Source organism: Streptomyces sp. SX-6, assembly GCF_059089585.1.
The window spans coordinates 349,488-371,856 of record NZ_JBTHHU010000001.1 but is presented as its reverse complement, the minus strand read 5'-3'; the positions used below and the strand labels follow the sequence as shown (position 1 = coordinate 371,856).

Sequence of the window (22,369 nt, the reverse complement as noted above, 5' to 3'; positions counted from 1 at the left end):
CGGGAGCGAGGTCCGCGCGTTAGAGTCCCCGGCAACAAGGACGTTACTGATCGGTAAGGGGTGTCGGATGAGCCGGATGAGGCTCGGAATCAACCTCGGCTACTGGGGAGCCGGGATGGACGCGGACAACCTCGAGGTGGCCCGCGAAGCCGACCGCCTGGGCTACGCGGTGTGCTGGGCCGCCGAGGCGTACGGCTCGGACGCCCCCACCGTGCTCTCCTGGGTCGCGGCGCAGACCGAGCGGATCGACGTCGGCTCGGCGATCCTGCAGATCCCCGCCCGCACCCCCGCGATGACGGCGATGACGGCCGCGACCCTCGACTCGCTCTCCGGCGGCCGCTTCCGGCTCGGCCTCGGCGTCTCCGGCCCGCAGGTGTCCGAGGGCTGGTACGGCGTCAAGTTCGACAAGCCGCTCGCCCGCACCCGCGAGTACGTCGAGATCGTCCGCAAGGCCATGTCCCGCGAGCGCCTCGTCCACGAGGGCGAGAACTGGACGCTGCCGCTGCCCGGCGGGCCCGGCAAGCCGATCAAGCTCACCGTCCACCCGGTGCGGGAGCACATCCCGCTGTACATCGCCGCCATCGGCCCGAAGAACCTCGAGCAGACCGGCGAGATCGCCGACGGCGCCCTCCTCGTCTTCTTCGCGCCCGAGTTCGCCGAGGAGACCACCCTCGGCCCGATCCGCGCCGGCCGTGCGAAGGCGGGCAAGGACTACGAGGGCTTCGACCTGGTGCCCACCGTCCCGATGGCCGTCGGCGACGACGTCGACGCGCTCGCGGACTTCTTCCGCCCGTACACCGCGCTCTACGTGGGCGGCATGGGCAGCGCCAAGCAGAACTTCTACAACAAGCTCGCGCAGCGCATGGGTTACGGCAAGGCCGCCGCCGAGATCCAGGAGAAGTACCTCTCCGGGGACAAGCAGGGCGCCGCCGCCGCCGTCCCGCGCGAGCTGATCGACTCCACCTCGCTGCTCGGCCCCGTCGATCGCATCGCCGACCGGATGCAGGCCTACGCCGAGGCGGGCGTCACCACCTTGTCGCTGGCCCCGGCGGGCTTCACGCTCGAGGAGCGGATCGCCGGTCTGCGTACGGGAGTCGAGGCGCTGGAGAGGGCCGGACTGGCCTGAGATCCTGCGGCCGTGGTGGGGGCTCGGGGGTGTCTTCCCCGCCACGGCCGACACCGAGGACAACGCTCGTACGGCGCCATGGTTACGCTGACGGACATGGCCACCCTGATTCTGGTCCGGCACGGCCGGTCCACCGCCAACACCGCGGGCGTGCTTGCCGGATGGACCCCGGGGATCGCCCTGGACGAGCGGGGAGCGGCCCAGGCGGCCGCGCTCCCGGACCGGCTGCGCGACATCCCTCTCGCCGCCGTCGTCACCAGCCCCCTCCAGCGCTGCCGGGAAACCCTCGCACCCCTGCTCGCCGCCCGTCCCGGACTGCCGCTGCACACCGACGAGCGCATGGGGGAGTGCCACTACGGCGACTGGGCGGGCCGCAAGCTCGCCGAACTCGCCGACGAGCCCCTGATGAACGCCGTGCAGCAGCACCCCTCCTCCGCCGTCTTCCCCGGCGGCGAGTCCGTACGGGCCATGCAGGCACGGGCCGTCGACGCCGTGCGCGAGTGGAACGGGCGGATCGAGGAGGAGCACGGCCCCGACGCCGTCTATCTCATGTGCTCGCACGGCGACATCATCAAGTCCGTCGTCGCCGACGCCCTCGGGCTCCACCTCGACCTCTTCCAGCGCATCCACGCCGACCCCTGCTCGGTCACCGCGATCCGCTACACCCCGCTGCGCCCGTATCTGCTGCGCCTCGGCGACACCGGGGACCTCGGCGGTCTCGCCCCGCGCGAGGACCCGGAGGGCGGTCGCGGCGGTGATGCCCCTGTGGGGGGTGGTGCTGGAACACCGTGATCGCCGTGCGCAGTAGGGTGGTGGCGCGGGTCCGCCCCGGGCACCCGTGATCTCCGCCGGAACCCCAGATTCCGACCACGAAACCCAATGGAGCAGGACGTTGTCCCGTCAGGTGTTCCTCTATGACCCGCCGGACCGCTTCGTCGCCGGTACGGTCGGGCTGCCGGGCCGCCGCACTTTCTTCCTCCAGGCCAGCGCGGGCGGCCGGACGACCAGCGTGGCACTGGAAAAGGCACAGGTCGAGGCGCTCGCCGAGCGCATCGACGAGCTGCTGGACGAGGTCGTCCGGCGGACCGGCGGCAATGCCCCCGTCCCGGCCGTGGCCCCCGTCGAACTCTCCGACACCGCCCCCCTCGACTCCCCCGTCGAGGAGGAGTTCCGGGTCGGCACCATGGCGCTGGCCTGGGACGGCGAGAACCAGCGCATGGTCGTCGAGGCACAGGCGCTCGTCGAGCTCGAGGCGGACACCGACGAGGACCTCGCCGCGGCCGAGGAACGCCTCCTTCAGGACGAGCTGAACGGCCCGCCCATGCTGCGCGTGCGGATCACCGGCACGATGGCCCGGTCGTTCGCCAAGCGCGCCCTGGAGGTCGTCAACGCCGGCCGCCCGCCGTGCCCGCTGTGCAGTCTGCCGCTCGACCCGGAGGGACACGTATGTCCGCGCCAGAACGGATACCGCCGCGGAGCGTGACGCCCCACGAGCTGCTCGCCCTCGGCGAGCTGACGGTGCGCGGCCGGATCCGTGAGGCGTCCAACGCGGTCCTGTACTGCACGGTCGAGTACGAGGGCGTCAGCGCCGCCTGTGTCTACAAGCCGGTCGCCGGCGAACGCCCGTTGTGGGACTTCCCCGACGGCACCCTCGCCCAGCGGGAGGTGGCCGCCTACGAGCTGTCCGAGGCCATGGGCTGGGGGCTGGTCCCGCCCACCGTGCTCCGCGACGGGCCGTACGGCCGGGGGATGTGCCAGCTGTGGATCGAGGCCTCGGCCGAAGAGGGCGACGAGGACGCCGAGGGCGCTGAGGGCGCTGAGGGCGCCGGGGAACGCCTCCTCGCCCTGGTCGAGGGCGACGAGCCCGGGCCGGGCTGGAAGGCCGTCGGCTACGCGGACGTGGGGGAGGACCGCACCGCGCTGCTCGTCCACGCCGACGACGAGCGGCTGCGCAGGCTGGCCGTGCTCGACGCCGTGATCAACAACGGCGACCGCAAGGGCGGCCATCTGCTGCCCGCCGCGGACGGCCGGCTGTACGCCATCGACCACGGCGTGACCTTCAACGCCGACGACAAGCTGCGCACCCTGCTGTGGGGCTGGGCGGGCGAACCGCTGACCGAGGAGGCCCTCGGGGCCCTGCGGCGGCTCTCCGGGGACCTGGCCGCGGGCAGTCCCCTCGCCGGGCGGCTGGCGGAGCTCATCACCCCGGCCGAGATCGACGCCCTGCGGGCCAGGGTGACGGACCTCCTGCGCACCGGCCGCCACCGCGAGCCGAGCGGCCAGTGGCCGGCCATTCCATGGCCGCCGGTGTGAGGGCCCGCACAGTGAGGACCCGCATAAACCGCCCCGCAAGCACACCGAAGGTGCCCCGTACAAGACGGTAAATTCGGCCAACCAACCGATCCGGTTCGTATCCGGAACGTGCGTCCGGTTACGCTCAGGACATGCATGCCTGGCCCGCTTCTGAGGTACCCGCCCTGCCTGGCAGTGGCCGCGACCTCCGGATCCACGACACCGCGACCGGCGGACGGGTGACCCTCGTCCCCGGCCCCGTCGCCCGCCTCTACGTGTGCGGCATCACGCCGTACGACGCCACCCACATGGGGCACGCGGCGACCTACAACGCGTTCGACCTCGTGCAGCGCGTGTGGCTCGACACCAAGCGGCAGGTTCACTACATCCAGAACGTCACGGACGTCGACGATCCGCTGCTGGAGCGGGCCGTCGCCAACGGCGACGACTGGACGGCCCTCGCCGAGCGTGAAACCGCGCTGTTCCGCGAGGACATGACCGCCCTGCGGATGATCCCGCCGAAGCACTACGTGGGCGCCGTCGAGTCGATACCGAAGATCGTTCCGTTGGTGGAGCGCCTGCGCGACGCCGGTGCGGCCTACGAGCTCGAGGGCGACATCTACTTCTCCGTCGCCGCGGACCCCCACTTCGGCGGGGTCTCCCACCTCGACGCCGAGGCCATGCGCCTGCTCTCCGCCGAGCGCGGCGGCGACCCGGACCGTCCCGGCAAGAAGAACCCCCTCGACCCCATGCTCTGGATGGCCGCCCGCCCGGGCGAGCCGAGCTGGGACGGGGCCTCCCTCGGCCCCGGCCGCCCCGGCTGGCACATCGAGTGCGTCGCCATCGCCCTCGAGCACCTCGGCATGGGCTTCGACGTCCAGGGCGGCGGCTCCGACCTGGTCTTCCCGCACCACGAGATGGGCGCCTCGCACGCCCAGGCGCTCACCGGCGAGCACCCCTTCGCCAAGACCTACGTCCACGCCGGCATGGTCGCCCTCCACGGCGAGAAGATGTCCAAGTCCAAGGGCAACCTGGTCTTCGTCTCCGCGCTGCGCCGCGAGGGCGTCGACCCGGCCGCCATCCGCCTCTCGCTGCTCGGCCACCACTACCGGGCCGACTGGGAGTGGACGGACGCGGTACTGGCCGAGGCCGTCGAGCGCCTCGGGCGCTGGCGCGCGGCGGTCTCCCGCCCGGACGGCCCGTCCGCGGACGCGCTGGTCGAGGAGATCCGCGAGGCCCTCGCGGACGACCTGGACGCCCCCGCCGCCCTCGCGGCCGTCGACCGCTGGGCCGCCGCCCAGGCCGACGGCGGCGGTACGGACCCGGGTGCCCCGGGCCTCGTCTCGCGTGCGGTGGACGCCCTGCTGGGCGTGGCGCTGTAACGCTTCGGCAAGCACGCAAGGGGCGCTCTCCGCGAGGAGGGCGCCCCTCGGTGCGTCAGCGGGAACTTCCGTGCGGGCGGGGTGCGTTCACTGATCGTGCCGAGTCTGCTGACGGGGCCTGCGCTGCCCCTGCTGATCGTCGTCCCGCTCTTCGTGCTGGCGGCCGTACGCAAGGGTGTTCAGCTCGCCCGTCATCGCGGTGCGAGCCCCGGGCTCGTCGGCGCGACCGCCACGGAGGAGCTGCACGCCCTGATCTACCCGGGCAAGCGGGCGCAGTTGGAGCAGCGGCGCATCGAGCTGGTCCTGCGGGAGGACGAGCGGGAGGGCGCGCCGCGCAGGGCCGGCATCGACCTCGACGCGGGCACGGTGCGCATAGCCAAGCGGGGGTAGCCCGCTCGCGCAGAAGTCCATGCGCAGGTGCGGTACGTCCATTGCCGTAGGCGGCGCTGGGCACTATCCACGCCTGCATGAGGAAACCAACACGTCTCAGAGCGGTGGTCGTTGGCGCCGTTCTCGGTCTCGTCGCAGCGCTGGCCACCGTACCGGCGGAGAGCGCGCACGCCGGTACGGCGGACGGGCGGACGACCGTCGGCAACGTCACCGGCTTCACCGCCGACGGCCCCGCCTACCGCCTCCGCGCGGGCGCGGCCGAGGCACGGGTGTCGTTCGTCACGGACGAAACGTTCCGCATCGAGCTCGCGCCCGACGGCAGGTTCACCGACCCCACGGGCAAGGATATCGTCCTGCCGCAGGGCGCCCCGCCCCGCACCCGCTGGCGGGACCGGGGCGACCGCTACGAGCTGAGCACCTCCCGCGTCACCCTGCGCGCGTACAAGGCGCCCCTGCGCTTCGCGCTGTACCGCGCCGACGGCACCCGGGTGTGGGCGGAGTCCACGGGCCTGAGCTGGGACGGCCGGCAGACCACCCAGACCCTCGCGCGCGGCGCGCGCGAGCAGTTCTACGGCGCCGGGATGCAGAACGGCCGCGGCAACACCTCGCACCGCGGCAGGACCGTCGAGGTCGGCGCCGACTACAACTGGGACGACGGCGGGCACCCCAACTCCGTGCCGTTCTACCTGTCCTCCGCCGGTTACGGCGTCTACCGCAACACCTACGCCCCCGGCACGTACGCCTTCACCGACCCGGTGACCACCGCCCAGAAGGAACAGCGCTTCGACGCCTACTACTTCGCCGGCCCGACGGCCAAGGACGTCATCGGCCAGTACACACGGCTCACGGGAAAACCGTTCCTCCCGCCGATTTACGGCCTCGAAATAGGCGATTCCGACTGCTACTTGCACAACAAGAACCGCGGTGAGCGCCACACCCTCGACGCGCTCAAGGTCGCCGACGGGTATGTCGCCCACGACATGCCGGGCGGCTGGATGCTCCTGAACGACGGCTACGGCTGCGGCTACGAGAACCTCCCGCAGGCGAACAAGGCCCTGGACGGCCACAAGATGAAGATGGGCCTCTGGACGGAGGACGGCATCGCCAAGCTCGCCGAACAAGTGAAGGCGGGCCAGCGCATAGCCAAGCTCGACGTCGCCTGGGTCGGCGACGGCTACAAGCTCGCGCTCGACGGCTGCAAGGACGCGTACAAGGGCATCGAGGACAACAGCGACGCCCGCGGCTTCACCTGGGCCCCGGAGAGCTGGTCGGGCGCACAGCGGTGCGGCGTCCAGTGGTCCGGTGACCAGAAGGGATCCTGGGAGTACATCCGCTGGCAGATCCCGACCTACGCCGGTGCGACCATGTCCGGCCTCGCCTACACCACGGGCGACGTGGACGGCATCTTCGGCGGGAGCCCCAGGACGTACGTCCGGGACCTGCAGTGGAAGGCCTTCCTCCCCGCCGTGATGACCATGGACGGCTGGGCCCCCAGCGACAAACAGCCCTTCCGGTACGGCGATCCGTACACCTCGGTCAACCGCAAGTACCTCAAGCTCAAGGAGTCGCTGCTGCCGTACATGTACACCTACGCGGCCCAGGCCACCCGCACGGGCGTCGGCCCGGTGCGCCCGCTGGCACTCGAGTACCCGGACGACCCCGAGGCGGCCTCGGACGCGGCGAAGTACGAGTTCCTGTCGGGGGAGTACTTCCTGGTGGCACCCGTGTACGAGGACACGGACGTCCGCAACGGCATCTACCTCCCCAAGGGCACCTGGACCGACTACTGGACCGGCCGCACCTACCACGGCCCGACGACCGTCAACGGCTACCACGCACCGCTCGACACCCTGCCGCTGTTCGTCAAGGCCGGGGCCGCCATCCCCATGTGGCCCGGCATCCGCTCCTACCAGGACCGTACGGCCACGTCCCCGCTCGCCTGGGACGTCTACCCGCAGGGACGGTCCTCCTTCACGCTGTACGAGGACGACGGCGTCACCCGCGCCCACCGCACGGGCGCGTACGCCCGGCAGACGGTGACCGTCCGCGCGGACGGGCGGGATGTCGCACTCCAAGTCGGCGCGTCCCGCGGTGACTTCGCGGGCAAGCAGGCCTCCCGCCCGTACGAGTTCACCGTCCACACCCGCACGGCACCGCGCGTCGTGACCCTGGACGGGCGGGTCCTGCCGCGCGGGACGGTCGGGGAAGGGTGGTGGTACGACCCGCACGACCGGGGCGGCGTCGTCCACGTCACGACGGCGAGCAAGGCGACGGACCGTGCGTTCACCCTCGCGCTGAGGTCGGCCACGGGCTGAGTACGGGGTGCACATCCCCGGGCAGTGGCACGGCCGGCCACTGCCCGGGCGGGAAGAATGTCCCCTTCGGAGAGCTATCGGCCCTTGATCTGTACGCGTTTGATGTTGACCGGTAGCGTCGGGAATCCGTCGCCCGGACCGTTCTGGTCGTCCTCGCCGCTCGCTGCGATCTTCTGCAGCACGTCGAGACCGGCGGTGACCTTCCCGAACGGCGTATAGGCGGGCGAGAGTTTGGTGTCCTTCCAGACGAAGAAGAACTGGCTGCCGTTGGTGTTGGGCCCGGCGTTGGCCATGGCCACTGTCCCGGCGGGATAGGTGGCCCCGGTCAGATTCTCGTCGGGGAAGGAGTAGCCGGGGCCGCCGCTCCCGGTGCCGGTCGGGTCACCGCACTGCAGCACGTAGATGCGTGCGGTGGTGAGCCGGTGGCAGTGCGTGCGGTTGAAATACGCGTGCTGCGCAAGGAACTTGAAGGAGTAGGTGGTGCACGGCGCCTTGTCGGTCAGCGCCCGGAAAGTGATGGCGCCCTGGTTGGTGCGCAGCGTGGCTTTGTAGGGTCTGGCGGCCTTGACCGGGTCGAAGACCGGTATCCCCTTGAAGTTGTCCGCGGGGACGGCAGGCGTATATGCGCAGGCCGTTGCCTGCGCGGGCGGGGTGGCTGCTGCGGCCTGTGTCGCGGCGCCGACAGGGAGCAGTGCGGCGGCGGCGAGCAGGGCGTACGGCTTACGGAGCACGAGACGGTTCCCTTCGGAAGCTTCACCGGGTGCAATGGCTCCGGCAGCATGCCTCCGATGGAGTCCGCGGGCAATCCCCCGGGTGAGGTGTCTGATCGCCACCGATGCCCTCGGTGGCGATCAGACACCTCACCTGAGGGGACGGCGCCCGGCCTCAGCTCTCGCCCTCCGGCGAACCCTCGTCCTCCGCGCCGTCCCCCTGCCCCTGCGCCGGCGGCTTCGGCTTCGGCGGCCTCGTGCGCCCGCTTGTCGTGTCGCGCAGATACGACGCGTCGCGGGCGTCCCGGCCGCCGCCCGGCGGCTCCGGGACGCCCGGCTCGGCGGCGAGGCCGCCCGGCTGGCCGTCGCGGCGGCGCAGATAGCGCTCGAATTCGCGGGCGATGGCCTCGCCGGAGGCCTCCGGCAGCTCGGCGGTGTCCCGCGCCTGCTCCAACGACTGGACGTACTCGGCGACTTCGCTGTCCTCCGCCGCGAGCTGGTCGACCCCGTGCTGCCAGGCGCGGGCGTCCTCGGGGAGGTCGCCCTGCGGGATGCGCAGGTCGATGAGGTCCTCGAGGCGGTTGAGGAGGGCCAGGGTCGCCTTGGGATTGGGCGGCTGGGACACGTAGTGCGGAACGGCGGCCCACAGGCTCACCGTCGGCACGCCCGCGTGGGTGCAGGCCTCCTGGAGGATGCCCACGATGCCGGTCGGGCCCTCATAGCGCGACTCGTCGAGATCCATGGTGCGCGCCAGGTCGGGGTCGGAGGTGACACCGGTGACCGGTACGGGGCGGGTGTGCGGGGTGTCGCCGAGCAGGGAGCCCAGGATCACCACCATCTCGACGCCGAGTTCATGGGCGAAGCCCAGCAGCTCGTTGCAGAACGAGCGCCAGCGCATGCTCGGTTCGATGCCGCGCACCAGGACGAGGTCGCGCGGTGTCTCGCCGCCCGTGCGCACGACCGAGAGCCGGGTCGTGGGCCAGGTGATCCTGCGGACGCCGCCGTCCAGCCAGACCGTGGGACGGTTGACCTGGAAGTCGTAGTAGTCCTCGGCGTCGAGCGCGGCGAAGACCTCGCCCTTCCACTCCCGGTCCAGGTGCGCGACCGCGCTGGAGGCGGCGTCACCGGCGTCGTTCCAGCCCTCGAAGGCACAGATCATGACCGGGTCGATCAGCTCGGGAACCCCCTCAAGCTCGATCACCCAGCGCCTCCTTCCGGCCGGGGGGACTGTTCCGTACGCCCCCGGCTGCCGTTCCTGCGGTTGCTTTGCGTATCCCAAGCCTACGACTTCCGCGACGGGCGTTCGCTGCCTCCGGACGGGATGCTCGTCACTCCTCGGCGGATTGCGGTATCACCCACGGGTCCCCCAACCGTCGCGGTACGCATGCCAGTCGGCGTCGGTGGCCGCGTAGTCCACGTAGAGGCCGAGGCCGAATCGTTCGCGGTGCCGGTCCTCGCGGGTGAGCCCGAGCCGGGCGCCGCGCACCGCGGCCGCGGCGGTCTCGGCCGTGCCGTGGTGGCCCAGGTCCTGGGTGTGGAAGAAGGGGAGGCCCATCAAGAGGTCGACGCCCTCGGGCACGGCCTCGAGGGCGAGCCCGGTCTGGTGGGCGACGTAGCCGCCGTAGAGGCTCTCCACCGGCAGCGCGGTGTCGTAGGACATCATCGCGATCTGGTCGGTGCGGCGGGCGACCTCGCCGAAGTAGGACTGGGACCACCACTTGGGGCTGTCCAGCAGCCCCGACGCGGTGTGCATCGAGGGCAGGGGGTCTATCTGCTGGGCGGCCACCGAGAGGACCCCGCCGCCGCCCCGCACCGCCGGGCGCAGAGCATCCAGCAGGGCGAGGAAGCCGCGGTCGCCGTCGCGGACGGGCTCCACGTCCAGGTGGACGCCCTGGAATCCGGCGCGCAGCACCTGCCGGGCGCTTGCCACCACCGCGTCCCGGGTCCGTACGTCGTCCAGGCGCAGCCCGCCGTGGCCGGAACGCACCACCACATCGCCCAGCCAGGCCTGCACCCGGACGCCCGGCAGCTCCCGGTGGACGGCGTCGAGCAGCCATGTGGCCCGGGGGTAGTCGGAGGCGGGCAGGGTGCCGTCGTGCTCCAGGGGGCCGGTGTGGACGTACAGGTCCCGCACGCCGGTGCCCGCCAGGCGTCGCTTCAGACGGGCCAGGTCGGCCTCGGTCCGCCGGCCGTCCACCCAGGCGTGGCCCAGCCAGAGCGCGTCCCGGCCGCGGGTGACCGCGTCGGGGGCCGGCGACCCGGCGTAGGCGGCGCGCAGGGAGATGCCCGCGGCGGCCAGCGGCAGGACCACCAGCAGGACCAGTACCAGGACGAGCCGTTTGACGGTGCGGGCGGTACGGGCGCTGGGGCGTCGGCGGAGTATTCCCGGCCAGTTCATGTGTTCCCTTCCCTCTCCAGTGGGGACGGGAGCGCGGGCCGGACGGTTGCCGGGGAAAACGCCGGTGGGAGGGACGCGCGGAGCGTCCCTCCCACCGGTTCAGCGGGCGATGAGCCGTCAGTCCTTCTCGGACAGCATGGCCTTGACCCGGGTGCGGACGTCCTCGTTGTCCAGACCGCGGATGGTCAGCGTGGTGCGGCGGCGCAGCACGTCGTCGACCGTCTCGGCCCACTCGTGGTCACGGGCGTAGGCGACCTGGGCCCAGATCTCCGGGCCGTCGGGGTGGATGCGCTCGCCGAGCTCCGGGTTCTCGTTGGCCAGGCGCGCGATGTCGAAGGACAGCGAGCCGTAGTGCGTGGCGAGGTGACGGGCCGTCAGCGGGTCCATGCGCATGCCGGGCTCGCGGTCCATGAGCAGGCGGTGGGCCACGGCGTTGGGGTTGGCGACACCCGGCAGCGGGGTGCGGCGGACCAGGCTGGAGACGGGCTCCATCTCCTCGGTCAGCGGGCTGCCCGGCACCTTGGCGAGCTTGCTCATGACCGTACGGCCGATGTGGCGGTAGGTGGTCCACTTGCCGCCGGCGACCGACAGCATGCCGCCCTTGCCCTCGGAGACGACCGTCTCGCGCTTGGCCTGGGCCACGTCGCCGGGACCGCCGGGCAGCACGCGCAGGCCCGCGAAGGCGTACGTCATCAGCGAGCGGTCGAGGTCGGTGTCGACGATGGAGTGCGCCGCCTCGTCCAGGATCTGCTGGATGTCGGCCTCGGTGGCGCTGACGTCCGCCGGGTCGCCCTCGTACTGGGTGTCGGTGGTGCCCAGCAGCAGCTGGTCCTCCCACGGGAGGGCGAAGGTGATGCGGTACTTGTCGATCGGGGTGGCCATGGCGGCCTTCCACGGCGACTTGCGCTTCATCACGATGTGCGCGCCCTTGGACAGACGGATGGACGGGGCCGCGCCCTTGTCCTCCATCTTCCGCAGGTGGTCGACCCAGGGGCCGGTGGCGTTGAGCACCACGCGGGCGTCGACGCCGAACTCGGTGCCGTCCATGCGGTCCTTGAGCTCGGCGCCGGTCACCTTGCCGTGGGTGAAGCGCAGGCCGGTGACCTCGGCGTGGTTGAGGACGACGGCACCCGCCTCGACGGCCGCGCGGACCGTCATGACGGCGACGCGCGAGTCGTTCATCTGGTGGTCGTAGTAGACCGCGACGGCCTTGAGGTCGTCCGTGCGCAGGCCGGGGTTGTCGGCCTTGGCCTTGGCCGGGGTGATGACCTTGCCCACGCCGTCGCCGAAGGCGGACAGCGCGGAGTAGGCGAACACACCGGCACCGAGCTTGGCGGCGCCGACCGGGCCGCCCTTGTACACGGGCAGGTAGAAGGTGAGCGGGTTGACCAGGTGCGGGGCCACGTCCTTGGCCAGCACCCGGCGCTCGTGGTGGTTCTCCGCGACCAGCTTGACCGCGCCGGTCTGCAGGTAGCGCAGACCGCCGTGGACGAGCTTGGAGGAGGCGGAGGAGGTGGCGCCGGCGAAGTCGCCGGCGTCCACCATGGCGACCCGCAGTCCCGACTGCGCGGCGTGCCAGGCCACCGAGGTGCCCAGGATGCCGCCGCCGATCACCAGGAGGTCGTATGTCGCGTGGGACAGCCGGTCACGGGTCTCGGCGCGGCCGGGGTTGGCGCCGGCAGCCGGGTGCGTTCCGAGGGTGGGAACGCTCTGCGGGGTGGTCATGATTACTCCTCGTCCTCGATCCAGCCCATGGTCCGCTCGACGGCCTTGAGCCAGCTCTTGTACTCGCGGTCACGCGTGTCCGCGTCCATGCGGGGGGTCCACTCGGCGGCCCGGCGCCAGTTGGCGCGCAGCGCGTCGGTGTCCGGCCAGAAGCCGACGGCCAGGCCGGCGGCGTAGGCAGCGCCGAGGCAGGTCGTCTCGGCGACCATCGGGCGCACCACGGGTGCGTCCAGGAAGTCCGAGAGGGTCTGCATCAGCAAGTTGTTGGAGGTCATGCCGCCGTCGACCTTGAGTGCGGTCAGCTCGACGCCGGAGTCCTTGGTCATGGCGTCGGTGATCTCGCGGGTCTGCCAGGCGGTGGCCTCGAGCACGGCGCGGGCGATGTGCGCCTTGGTGACGTAGCGGGTCAGGCCCGCGATCACGCCGCGCGCGTCGGAGCGCCAGTAGGGGGCGAACAGGCCGGAGAAGGCCGGCACGAAGTAGGCGCCGCCGTTGTCCTCGACGGAGCTGGCGAGCGTCTCGATCTCGGCGGCGCTCTTGATCAGGCCCATCTGGTCGCGCATCCACTGCACGAGGGAGCCGGTGACGGCGATGGAGCCCTCGAGGGCGTAGACCGGCTTCTGGTCGCCGATGCGGTAACCGACCGTCGTCAGCAGGCCGTTGTAGGACTGGACGGGCTCGTCGCCGGTGTTCATCAGCATGAACGTGCCGGTGCCGTAGGTGGACTTGGCCTCGCCCTGGTCGAAGCAGGTCTGGCCGAAAAGGGCCGCCTGCTGGTCGCCGAGCGCGGAGGCGACGGGCACGCCGGCCAGGGCGCCGCCCTTGGCCGTGCCGTAGACCTCGGCGGAGGAACGGATCTCCGGCAGCACCGCGGCCGGGATCTCCATGGAGGCCAGGATGCGCTCGTCCCACTCGAGGCTGCGCAGGTTCATCAGCATGGTGCGGGAGGCGTTGGTGACGTCCGTGACGTGCACGCCGCCGTCGACACCACCGGTGAGGTTCCAGATGACCCAGGAGTCCATGGTGCCGAAGAGGATCTCGCCGCGCTCGGCGCGCTCGCGCAGGCCCTCGACGTTGTCCAGCAGCCAGCGGACCTTCGGGCCGGAGAAGTAGGAGGCCAGCGGCAGGCCGGTCTCGCGGCGGAAGCGGTCCTGGCCCACGTTGCGGCCGAGCTCCTTGCAGAGCGCGTCGGTGCGGGTGTCCTGCCAGACGATGGCGTTGTGGACGGGCTCGCCGGTGTTCTTGTCCCAGAGCAGCGTGGTCTCACGCTGGTTGGTGATGCCGATCGCCTTGACGTCGGCGGCGGTGATGCCCGCCTTCTCGACGGCGCCGGCCACGACTTCCTGGACGTTGGCCCAGATCTCCTTGGCGTCGTGCTCGACCCAGCCCGGCTTCGGGAAGATCTGCTCGTGCTCCTTCTGGTCGACGGAGACGATGCGCCCGTCGCGGTCGAAGACGATGCAGCGGGAGGAGGTGGTGCCCTGGTCGATCGCGGCGATGAACGGGCCGTGGCCGTGGGAGGTGGTCATTGTGGTGTGTGCTCCTGAAGTCTGGAAGTGCTCGGCTGGTGCGTCAGAATGCGAGCCGGTGGAGACCGGCGGCAAGGGCGGCACCGGCCAACGGGCCGACGACCGGGATCCATGCGTAACGCCAGTCCGAACCGCCCTTGTTGGGCAGCGGCAGCAGCGCGTGCACGATACGCGGGCCGAGGTCGCGCGCGGGGTTGATCGCGTAACCGGTCGGGCCACCGAGCGAGAGGCCGATGCCCACGACGACGAGCGCGACGATCAGGGTGCCGGTGCCGCTGACACCGAGGCCCTTGGTCAGTCCCAGATTGAGGATGGCGAGCACGAGCACCGCGGTGGCGATGATCTCGGTGACCAGGTTCTGTACGACGTTGCGCACCTCGGGGCCGGTCGAGAAGATGCCCAGCACCGGGCCGGCCTGCGGCTCGGCGGTCTGGTCGACCATGCCCTCGTGGGGGTTCGGCGTGCTGACGATCTCCGGGTCCGTCAGGTGCGCCTGGAACTGCCCGTAGTAGGTGAGCCACACCAGCGTGGCACCGATGATCGCGCCGAGCATCTCGGAGCCCATGTAGACCGGTACGTCACTCCACTTGGTCCCGCCGTCGATGGCGAGGGCGAGGGTGACGGCCGGGTTCAGATGGGCACCGGACTTGGCGGCGATGTACGCACCGGTCAGTACGGCGAAGCCCCACCCGAAGGTGATGGCTACCCAGCCCGCGTTCTGTGCCTTCGAACGCTTCAGGGTGACGGCGGCGCATACGCCACCGCCGAGCAGGATCAGTACTGCCGTACCGATCGTCTCGCTGATGAAGATGTCGGAGCTGGACACCCGCGACTCCTTTGTCCTTCGTCCAGGGGAAGGCGAACCGCGGGTCTCCGGCGGTCCGCACCCTCCGAGAGGGTGGTGATCGGTCCCGTGGCACTGCACACCATAACGAATATTGTCGGTAGATGTTCGACAATGCCGACCGATGCACGGCAGTTTTCTGCACGGTTAAGGGCTCGTCAAGAGATGTGTGACCGGAAACTCTCGGACAAGTGGCCGAAAATCTACGTTCGGCTACCGACGGGTAACGGGCCGGTCTCGGGAGGGGTTCGGAAGGGATCCGGACCGGGGCCGCCGGCGCCGTCCGCATCAGAACCGGCCCGCGCCCAGGTCGCGCGAGACGGCCCGCGCGCAGTCCCGTACGGACGCGACCAGTTGCGCCCGCAGCTCCCCGCGCTCGCAGACCCGCTCGACCGCCCCCATGATGCCGACGGCCCCCACCGGCATCCGCCGCCGGTCGTGGATGGGGGCGGCCACGGAGGCCACGCCCGCCCAGGTCTCCTCGACGTCCGACGCCCAGCCGCGGGCCCGGGTCAGGTCCCAGACGCCCTCCAGCTCGCCGAGTCCGGTGACCGTGTGCGGGGTGAACGCCTCGCGGCCGGCCTCGGTCACCTCGCTGTGGGCGACCGGGTCGTAGGCGCACAGCACCTTGCCGAGCGCGGTGCTGTGCAGCGGCTGCATCGCGCCGACCTCCAGCACCTGGCGGCTGTCGTCGGGCCGGAAGACGTGATGGACGATCAGCACGCCCTGCTGGTGCAGGACACCGAGGTACACGCTCTCCCCGCTCGCCCGGGCCAGGTCATCGGCCCACAGCAGGGCGCGGGCCCGCAGCTCGTGCACGTCCAGATAGCTGTTGCCCAGCCGCAGCAGCTCGGCGCCGAGCTGGTAGCGGCCCGAGACCGGATCCTGCTCGACGAAGCCCTCCTGCTGCAGCGTCCGCAGGATGCCGTGCGCGGTGCCCTTGGCGAGCCCCAGTGACGAAGCCACGTCGGACAGGCCGAGCCGTCGCTCCCCGCCCGCGAGCAGCCGCAGCATCGCCGCGGCCCTTTCGAGCGACTGGATGGTTCGTGCCATCGGGCAACCTCCTCACAATGCCGTTCGGCATTGCTGAACACTATCGGCCGATGCCGACCTGCGGATACTCGGCCGACATGATCATGATCGCGGAGCGGAACGCCGTCCGCCGTCCGGGGCGTGGAACGGGCCCTGCTTTCGGCTGTGGCTCCGGCTACGCTTGCGGCGTGCGCCTTCCGCAGAGAGGGCGCAAAGCCGACAGCCGTCGCAACCACGGGAGCACTTCCATGGCCTCGCACACGCCATCGACCGTCCGTTCCGCCCGAGCCGCGCAGCTGCGCGAGGCGCTCGCCACCCGCGTGGTGGTGGCCGACGGAGCCATGGGCACGATGCTCCAGGCGCAGGACCCCACCCTCGACGACTTCCAGCAGCACGAGGGCTGCAACGAGATCCTCAACGTCACCCGCCCCGACATCGTGCGCTCCGTCCACGAGGCGTACTTCGAGGTCGGCGTGGACTGCGTGGAGACCAACACTTTCGGCGCCAACCATGCCGCGCTCGGCGAGTACGACATAGCGGACCGCGTCGCCGAGCTGTCCGAGGCGGGCGCGCGCATCGCCCGCGAGACGGCGGACGACTTCACCGCCCGCGACGGCCGCACCCGCTGGGTGCTGGGCTCGATCGGCCCGGGCACCAAGCTGCCGACCCTGGGCCACGCCGCGTACACCGTGCTGCGCGACGCCTACCAGCGCAACGCCGAGGGCCTGATCGAGGGCGGCGTCGACGCGCTCCTGGTGGAGACCACCCAGGACCTGCTGCAGACCAAGGCCTCGGTGATCGGGGCCCGGCGCGCGATGACGGCGCTGGGCGCGGACCTGCCGCTGCTGGTGCAGGTGACGGTGGAGACGACCGGCACCATGCTGCTCGGCTCGGAGATCGGCGCCGCGCTCACCGCGCTGGAGCCGCTGGGCATCGACATGATCGGCCTCAACTGCGCCACCGGCCCGGCCGAGATGAGCGAGCACCTGCGCTATCTGTCCCGCCACGCCCGTACCGGGGTGTCGGCCATGCCGAACGCCGGCCTGCCGGTGCTGGGCAAGGACGGCGCGCACTATCCGCTGACCCCCGCCGAACTCGCCGACGCCCACGAGACGTTCGTCCGCGAGTACGGCCTGTCGCTCGTCGGCGGCTGCTGCGGCACCACCCCCGAGCACCTGCGCCAGGTCGTCGAGCGGGTCCGCGGCATGCGCCCCACCGCGCGCACCCCGCGCCCCGAGCCCGGCGCCGCCTCCCTCTACCAGACCGTGCCCTTCCGCCAGGACACCTCCTTCCTCGCCATCGGCGAGCGGACGAACGCCAACGGGTCGAAGAAGTTCCGCGAGGCCATGCTGGCCGGCCGCTGGGACGACTGCGTGGAGATGGCCCGCGACCAGATCCGCGAGGGCGCGCACATGCTGGACCTGTGCGTGGACTACGTCGGCCGGGACGGCGTGGCGGACATGGAGGAGCTCGCCGGGCGCTTCGCGACCGCCTCCACGCTGCCGGTCGTCCTGGACTCCACGGAGGTCGACGTCCTGCGGGCCGGCCTGGAGAAGCTCGGCGGCCGTGCGGTGATCAACTCGGTCAACTACGAGGACGGCGACGGGCCCGACTCGCGCTTCGCGAAGGTGACCGCCCTGGCGAGGGAGCACGGCGCGGCGCTGATGGCGCTGACCATCGACGAGGAGGGGCAGGCCCGCACCGCCGAGAACAAGGTCGCCATCGCCGAGCGCATCATCGACGACCTCACCACGAACTGGGGCATCCACGAGTCGGACATCCTCATCGACACCCTGACCTTCACCATCTGCACCGGTCAGGAGGAGTCCCGCAAGGACGGCATCAACACCATCGAGGCGATCCGGGAGCTCAAGCGCCGCCACCCCGAGGTGCAGACGACCCTGGGCCTGTCGAACATCTCCTTCGGCCTCAACCCGGCCGCCCGGCTCGTCCTCAACTCGGTCTTCCTGGACGAGTGCGTCAAGGCGGGCCTGGACTCGGCCATCGTGCACGCGAGCAAGATCCTCCCCATCGCGCGCCTGGAACCCGAGCAGGTCGAGGTGGCCCTCGACCTCGTGTACGACCGGCGCCGCGAGGGCTACGACCCGCTGGCCAGGCTGCTCGAGCTCTTCGAGGGCGTCGACACCAAGTCGATGAAGGCGGGCAAGGCCGAGGAACTGGCCGCCCTGCCCCTGGAGGAACGCCTTCAGCGGCGCATCATCGACGGCGAGAAGAACGGGCTGGAGGCCGACCTCGACGAGGCCCTCCGCGAGCGCCCGGCGCTCGACATCGTCAACGAGACCCTGCTGGAGGGCATGAAGACCGTCGGTGAGCTGTTCGGCTCCGGCCAGATGCAGCTGCCCTTCGTGCTCCAGTCCGCCGAGGTCATGAAGACCGCGGTCGCCCATCTCGAGCCGCACATGGAGAAGTCGGACGCCGAGGGCAAGGGCACCATCGTCCTCGCCACGGTCCGCGGCGACGTCCACGACATCGGCAAGAACCTGGTGGACATCATCCTGTCCAACAACGGCTACAACGTGGTCAATCTGGGCATCAAGCAGCCCGTCTCCGCGATCCTGGAGGCCGCCGAGGAGCACAAGGCCGATGTGATCGGCATGTCCGGGCTGCTGGTGAAGTCCACGGTGATCATGAAGGAGAACCTGGAGGAGCTCAACCAGCGCAAGCTGGCCGCCGCTTACCCCGTGATCCTCGGGGGCGCCGCCCTGACCCGGGCGTACGTGGAACAGGACCTCCACGAGATCTACGAGGGCGAAGTCCGTTACGCCCGCGACGCGTTCGAGGGCCTGCGGCTGATGGACGCGCTGATCGCCGTCAAGCGCGGCGTCCCCGGCGCCGAACTGCCCGAGCTGCGGCAGCGGCGCGTACGTCCGGCCGCGGCGGCGGCCGCGACGGAGCCCGAGCCGGACAAGGGGGCGGCGCGCTCCGACGTGGCCACCGACAACCCGGTCCCCGCCCCGCCGTTCTGGGGCACGCGGGTGGTCAAGGGCATCGCGCTCAAGGACTACGCCTCCTGGCTGGACGAGGGCGCCCTCTTCAAGGGCCAGTGGGGCCTCAAGCAGTCCCGCACGGGCGGGCCCACCTACGAGGAGCTGGCCGAGAACGAGGGCCGGCCCCGGCTGCGCGGGCTGCTGGAGAAGCTGCACACGGAGAACCTGCTCGAGGCCGCGGTCGTCTACGGCTACTTCCCCTGCTACTCCAAGGGCGACGACCTGATCATCCTCAACGAGGACGGCACGGAGCGCACGCGCTTCACCTTCCCGCGCCAGCGCCGCGGGCGCCGGCTGTGCCTGGCGGACTTCTTCCGCCCGGAGGAGTCCGGCGAGCGCGACGTGGTCGGCCTCCAGGTGGTCACCGTCGGCTCCCGGATCGGCGAGGCCACCGCCGAGCTGTTCGCCGCCGACGCGTACCGCGACTACCTCGAACTGCACGGCCTGTCCGTGCAGTTGGCCGAGGCGCTCGCCGAGTACTGGCACGCGCGGGTACGGGCCGAGCTCGGCTTCGCCGGCGAGGACCCGGCGGACGTGACGGACATGTTCGACCTCAAGTACCGGGGCGCCCGCTTCTCCCTCGGCTACGGCGCCTGCCCGGACCTGGAGGATCGGGCGAAGATCGCCGAACTGCTGGAGCCGGAGCGGATCGGGGTCCGGCTGTCGGAGGAGTTCCAGCTGCACCCCGAGCAGTCCACGGACGCGATCGTGATCCACCACCCGGAGGCGAAGTACTTCAACGCGCGGTAGCGCGGTGAAGCGCTGCGATAGGGCTGCGTAGAGGTGCCGGAAACGGAGGGGCGCTTCGCGCGCCCCCGCCGTAAACTTGTTGTCCGGTGAAGGCCGGTCCGCGGAAACGCGGACCGGCCTTCTTGTCCCCTCTGGAGGTGTGCGGATGACCAGCAGCATCACCGTTGCCACGCCGCGGCCCGGCGCGGGCTCGGCCCTGCAGGCCGTCCTGCTCGACATGGACGGCACGCTCGTCGACACCGAGGGCTTCTGGTGGGAGGTGGAAGTCGCCGTCTTCGCCGAGCTCGGGCACCAGCTGCTGGAGGAGTACCGGGAGATCGTCGTCGGCGGCCCGATGACCCGCAGCGCCTCCTTCCTGATCAAGGCCACCGGGGCGAGAATCGCCCTCGCTGAGCTGACCGCGCTCCTCAACACCCGCTTCGCCGAGATGCTCGGGCACGGTGTGCCGCTGATGCCGGGCGCCAGGCAGCTGCTCGCCGAGCTCGCCGCGCACGGGGTGCCGACGGCTCTGGTCTCCGCCTCGCACCGGCAGATCATCGACCGGGTGCTGCCCTCGCTCGGCCCGGGCAACTTCACGCTGACCGTCTCGGGCGACGAGACCGAGCGCAACAAGCCGTACCCGGACCCGTATCTGCTGGCCGCGACCCGGCTCGGGGTGGCCCCGGAGCGCTGCGCCGTGGTGGAGGACACCATGACGGGCGTGGAGGCGGCCGAGGCGGCCGGCTGCCGGGTGGTGGCGGTGCCGTCCGTGGCCGCGATCCCGCCCGCCGCCGGACGTACGGTCGTCGGCTCGCTGGAGGAAGTCGACCTCGGTTTTCTGCAGGGCCTGATCCGGTTCTGATCGCGGAACGGAACTCTGTGCTCCGGCCCGACTGTTTTCCGTGACGAATGCGGTTGCAATTGCCAAGCACCGGCGCGGAATTGACCGAGTGATGTTCGTCACCAGGGCTGGGGCGGTACGCCCGGGGTGAGGCGGGTTGGAGTGCTCTCGAAGGGTGGGTGGCGCGCCCTTGTGTCCTGATTGGTCATCGTGTGCGTGATTCGTTCCCGGGCTCCGGGCAACGGCGAATCAGCGCAAGCATGTTCCAAGGGCAGTGGTGTCGCGCACTAATCTTTCGCGAGTACTTCACGGCCCCCCGGTGCCGTTCGCAACACAGGGAGAACCCCACACCATGAAGCGCAAGACGCTGGTGCTGCCGACCGTGGCAGGCCTGCTGGCCCCCGTACTCGTCGCCTGCGGCGGGAGCGGGTCCGGCAAGCACGACGCCATCGTCATCGGTACCACCGACCGGTTCGAGCAGACGACGGACGCCCCGGCGCCGCTCGACCCGGCCGCGGCGTACGACATCGGTGTCTGGAACGTGCTGCACAGCACCTACCAGACCCTGCTGAGGCTGCCCCGCTCCGGAGCCGACCCCGTTCCGGACGCGGCCACCAAGTGCACCTGGACGGATCGTCAGAACGAGCAGTTCCGCTGCACGCTGCGCAGCGACATGAAGTTCAGCAGCGGCCGGCCGGTGACCGTCAAGGACGTCAAGTTCTCCGTCGACCGCGTGCGGGCCATCAACTTCGAGAACGGTCCCGCCTCGCTGCTGAGCAACATCGACCGGGTGGAGACGCCGAACGGCAACGAGATCGTCTTCCAGCTCAAGTCGCCCGACGCGACCTTCCCGCAGAAGCTCGCCACCCCGGCCGCGGCCATCGTCGACAGCGGCGCCTTCAGCGCGAGCAAGCTGAACGACGGCTTCAAGGTCGAGGGCTCGGGCCCGTACACCCTGAAGACCGAGGAGAAGGACGGCCGGATCACCAAGGCGGTGTTCTCCAAGAACTCCGACTACAAGGGTGCGGTGAAGCTCGACAGCAGCAGCAAGTACGAGCTGCGGTTCTTCGACGACGCGAAGTCGATGGAGAAGGCGCTCCAGGACGGCGACATCGACGTCGTCAACCGCACCATGGCCCCCGGCGAGATCAACAAGCTGCGCAACGCCTCGTCCAAGGGCGTCAAGCTGCTGGAGTCGCCCGGCCAGGAAATCGGCTATCTGGCGTTCAACACGGACGACTCGGTGATGAAGAACAAGGCGGTGCGCCAGGCCATCGCCCAGCTCGCCGACCGCCAGGTCATGGCGCGCGACGGCTACGAGCGCACCAGCGACCCGCTGTACTCGCTCGTGCCCAGCGGCATCACCGGTCACCAGAACTCGTTCTCCAACCAGTACGGGGAGCCCAGCACCGAGAAGGCCCGCGCCCTGCTGCGGTCGGCGAGCATCAGCACTCCGGTGAAGTTCACCCTGTCCTACTCCTCCGACCACTACGGCGAGGCCACCGCCAAGGCGTACAAGGCGCTCCAGAAGCAGCTGAACGGCAGCGGTCTGTTCGACGTGCAGCTGCAGGACGTGAAGTGGGCGGAGTTCCGGCCCAACGCGGCCAAGGGCAAGTACGCGGTCTACGGCATGGGCTGGTTTCCCGACTTCCCGGACCCGGACAACTACATCGCCCCGTTCTTCGGCAAGGACAACTTCCTCCACTCGCCCTACCGCAACTCCCGGATCGAGGGCCTGGTCCCGCAGACCCGTCAGGCGGCGCAGCGCGAGTCGGCGGCCAAGCTCTTCCAGCAGGCGCAGGACATCGTCGCCGACGAGGTGCCTGTGCTGCCCCTGTGGCAGAGCAAGCAGTACGTGGCGGCGCGGGAGAACATCACCGGCGCGGAGTGGATGCTCAACTCCTCCTCCGAGCTGCAGCCGTGGGAGCTCGGCAGCGGCGCCTGACGCCACAGCACCACAACACGCAACACAGCACCACAACACAGCACCACAACGCACCACCTGTACAACCAGCTCCACAGAACGACCTCCCGGGCGGGCGACGGCC

At 70.8% G+C, this 22,369-nt stretch carries 16 protein-coding genes and 1 pseudogene; 10 read left to right on the top strand and 7 right to left on the bottom strand.

Annotation, left to right across the window (positions count from 1 at the left end):
• The first annotated feature begins 76 nt into the window (after positions 1–76).
• The 7 genes and pseudogenes from ACV530_RS01830 to ACV530_RS01800 all read left to right on the top strand — a co-directional run.
• The gene (locus tag ACV530_RS01830) at positions 77–1,126 is read left to right on the top strand and encodes an LLM class F420-dependent oxidoreductase (protein WP_494330535.1); all 1,050 of its coding nucleotides are present in this window, start codon (positions 77–79) and stop codon (positions 1,124–1,126) included.
• A gap of 96 nt (positions 1,127–1,222) precedes the next feature.
• Positions 1,223–1,918, top strand: a complete 696-nt coding sequence (locus ACV530_RS01825) for a histidine phosphatase family protein (RefSeq protein ID WP_494330385.1) — start codon at positions 1,223–1,225, stop codon at positions 1,916–1,918.
• Between the two features lie 100 nt (positions 1,919–2,018).
• Positions 2,019–2,609 (top strand): DUF3090 domain-containing protein, encoded by a 591-nt coding sequence (locus tag ACV530_RS01820; RefSeq protein WP_494330384.1) that lies wholly within the window; start codon positions 2,019–2,021, stop codon positions 2,607–2,609.
• Positions 2,573–3,439, top strand: coding sequence for an SCO1664 family protein (locus ACV530_RS01815; RefSeq protein ID WP_494330383.1), 867 nt, complete (start codon positions 2,573–2,575; stop codon positions 3,437–3,439). The genes ACV530_RS01820 and ACV530_RS01815 overlap by 37 nt, the downstream gene beginning before the upstream one ends.
• 131 nt (positions 3,440–3,570) lie before the next feature.
• Positions 3,571–4,800: a cysteine--1-D-myo-inosityl 2-amino-2-deoxy-alpha-D-glucopyranoside ligase gene (gene mshC / locus ACV530_RS01810; RefSeq protein WP_494330382.1), complete on the top strand. Its 1,230-nt coding sequence runs from the start codon at positions 3,571–3,573 to the stop codon at positions 4,798–4,800.
• A gap of 81 nt (positions 4,801–4,881) precedes the next feature.
• Positions 4,882–5,190, top strand: a complete 309-nt coding sequence (locus ACV530_RS01805) for a DUF6191 domain-containing protein (protein ID WP_494330381.1) — start codon at positions 4,882–4,884, stop codon at positions 5,188–5,190.
• A gap of 77 nt (positions 5,191–5,267) precedes the next feature.
• Positions 5,268–7,499 (top strand): annotated as a pseudogene (locus tag ACV530_RS01800) (glycoside hydrolase family 31 protein); the annotation flags it as partial.
• 80 nt (positions 7,500–7,579) lie between these two features.
• Here the strand turns inward: ACV530_RS01800 and ACV530_RS01795 are convergent.
• The 7 genes from ACV530_RS01795 to ACV530_RS01765 form a co-directional block, all read right to left on the bottom strand.
• Positions 7,580–8,236: a peptidylprolyl isomerase gene (locus ACV530_RS01795; RefSeq protein WP_494330380.1), complete on the bottom strand. Its 657-nt coding sequence runs from the start codon at positions 8,234–8,236 to the stop codon at positions 7,580–7,582.
• A gap of 154 nt (positions 8,237–8,390) precedes the next feature.
• Positions 8,391–9,416 (bottom strand): PAC2 family protein, encoded by a 1,026-nt coding sequence (locus ACV530_RS01790; protein ID WP_494330379.1) that lies wholly within the window; start codon positions 9,414–9,416, stop codon positions 8,391–8,393.
• A 150-nt stretch (positions 9,417–9,566) separates the two neighbouring features.
• Positions 9,567–10,613, bottom strand: a complete 1,047-nt coding sequence (locus ACV530_RS01785; protein ID WP_494330378.1) for a glycoside hydrolase family 18 protein — start codon at positions 10,611–10,613, stop codon at positions 9,567–9,569.
• Between the two features lie 117 nt (positions 10,614–10,730).
• Positions 10,731–12,338, bottom strand: coding sequence for a glycerol-3-phosphate dehydrogenase/oxidase (locus tag ACV530_RS01780; protein WP_494330377.1), 1,608 nt, complete (start codon positions 12,336–12,338; stop codon positions 10,731–10,733).
• A gap of 2 nt (positions 12,339–12,340) precedes the next feature.
• Positions 12,341–13,867, bottom strand: a complete 1,527-nt coding sequence (glpK, locus tag ACV530_RS01775; protein ID WP_494330376.1) for a glycerol kinase GlpK — start codon at positions 13,865–13,867, stop codon at positions 12,341–12,343.
• A gap of 43 nt (positions 13,868–13,910) precedes the next feature.
• Positions 13,911–14,693 (bottom strand): MIP/aquaporin family protein, encoded by a 783-nt coding sequence (locus tag ACV530_RS01770; protein ID WP_494330375.1) that lies wholly within the window; start codon positions 14,691–14,693, stop codon positions 13,911–13,913.
• A 306-nt stretch (positions 14,694–14,999) separates the two neighbouring features.
• Positions 15,000–15,764, bottom strand: a complete 765-nt coding sequence (locus ACV530_RS01765; protein WP_494330374.1) for an IclR family transcriptional regulator — start codon at positions 15,762–15,764, stop codon at positions 15,000–15,002.
• Between the two features lie 227 nt (positions 15,765–15,991).
• Between ACV530_RS01765 and metH the strand changes: the two genes are divergently transcribed.
• From metH to ACV530_RS01750, 3 genes are all read left to right on the top strand, one after another.
• A complete protein-coding gene (gene metH, locus ACV530_RS01760; protein WP_494330373.1) occupies positions 15,992–19,501 on the top strand; it encodes a methionine synthase in 3,510 nt (1,169 codons plus the stop codon).
• A gap of 145 nt (positions 19,502–19,646) precedes the next feature.
• The gene (locus ACV530_RS01755; RefSeq protein WP_494330372.1) at positions 19,647–20,342 is read left to right on the top strand and encodes an HAD family hydrolase; all 696 of its coding nucleotides are present in this window, start codon (positions 19,647–19,649) and stop codon (positions 20,340–20,342) included.
• Between the two features lie 331 nt (positions 20,343–20,673).
• Positions 20,674–22,266, top strand: coding sequence for an ABC transporter substrate-binding protein (locus tag ACV530_RS01750; RefSeq protein WP_494330371.1), 1,593 nt, complete (start codon positions 20,674–20,676; stop codon positions 22,264–22,266).
• Positions 22,267–22,369: the final 103 nt, after the last annotated feature.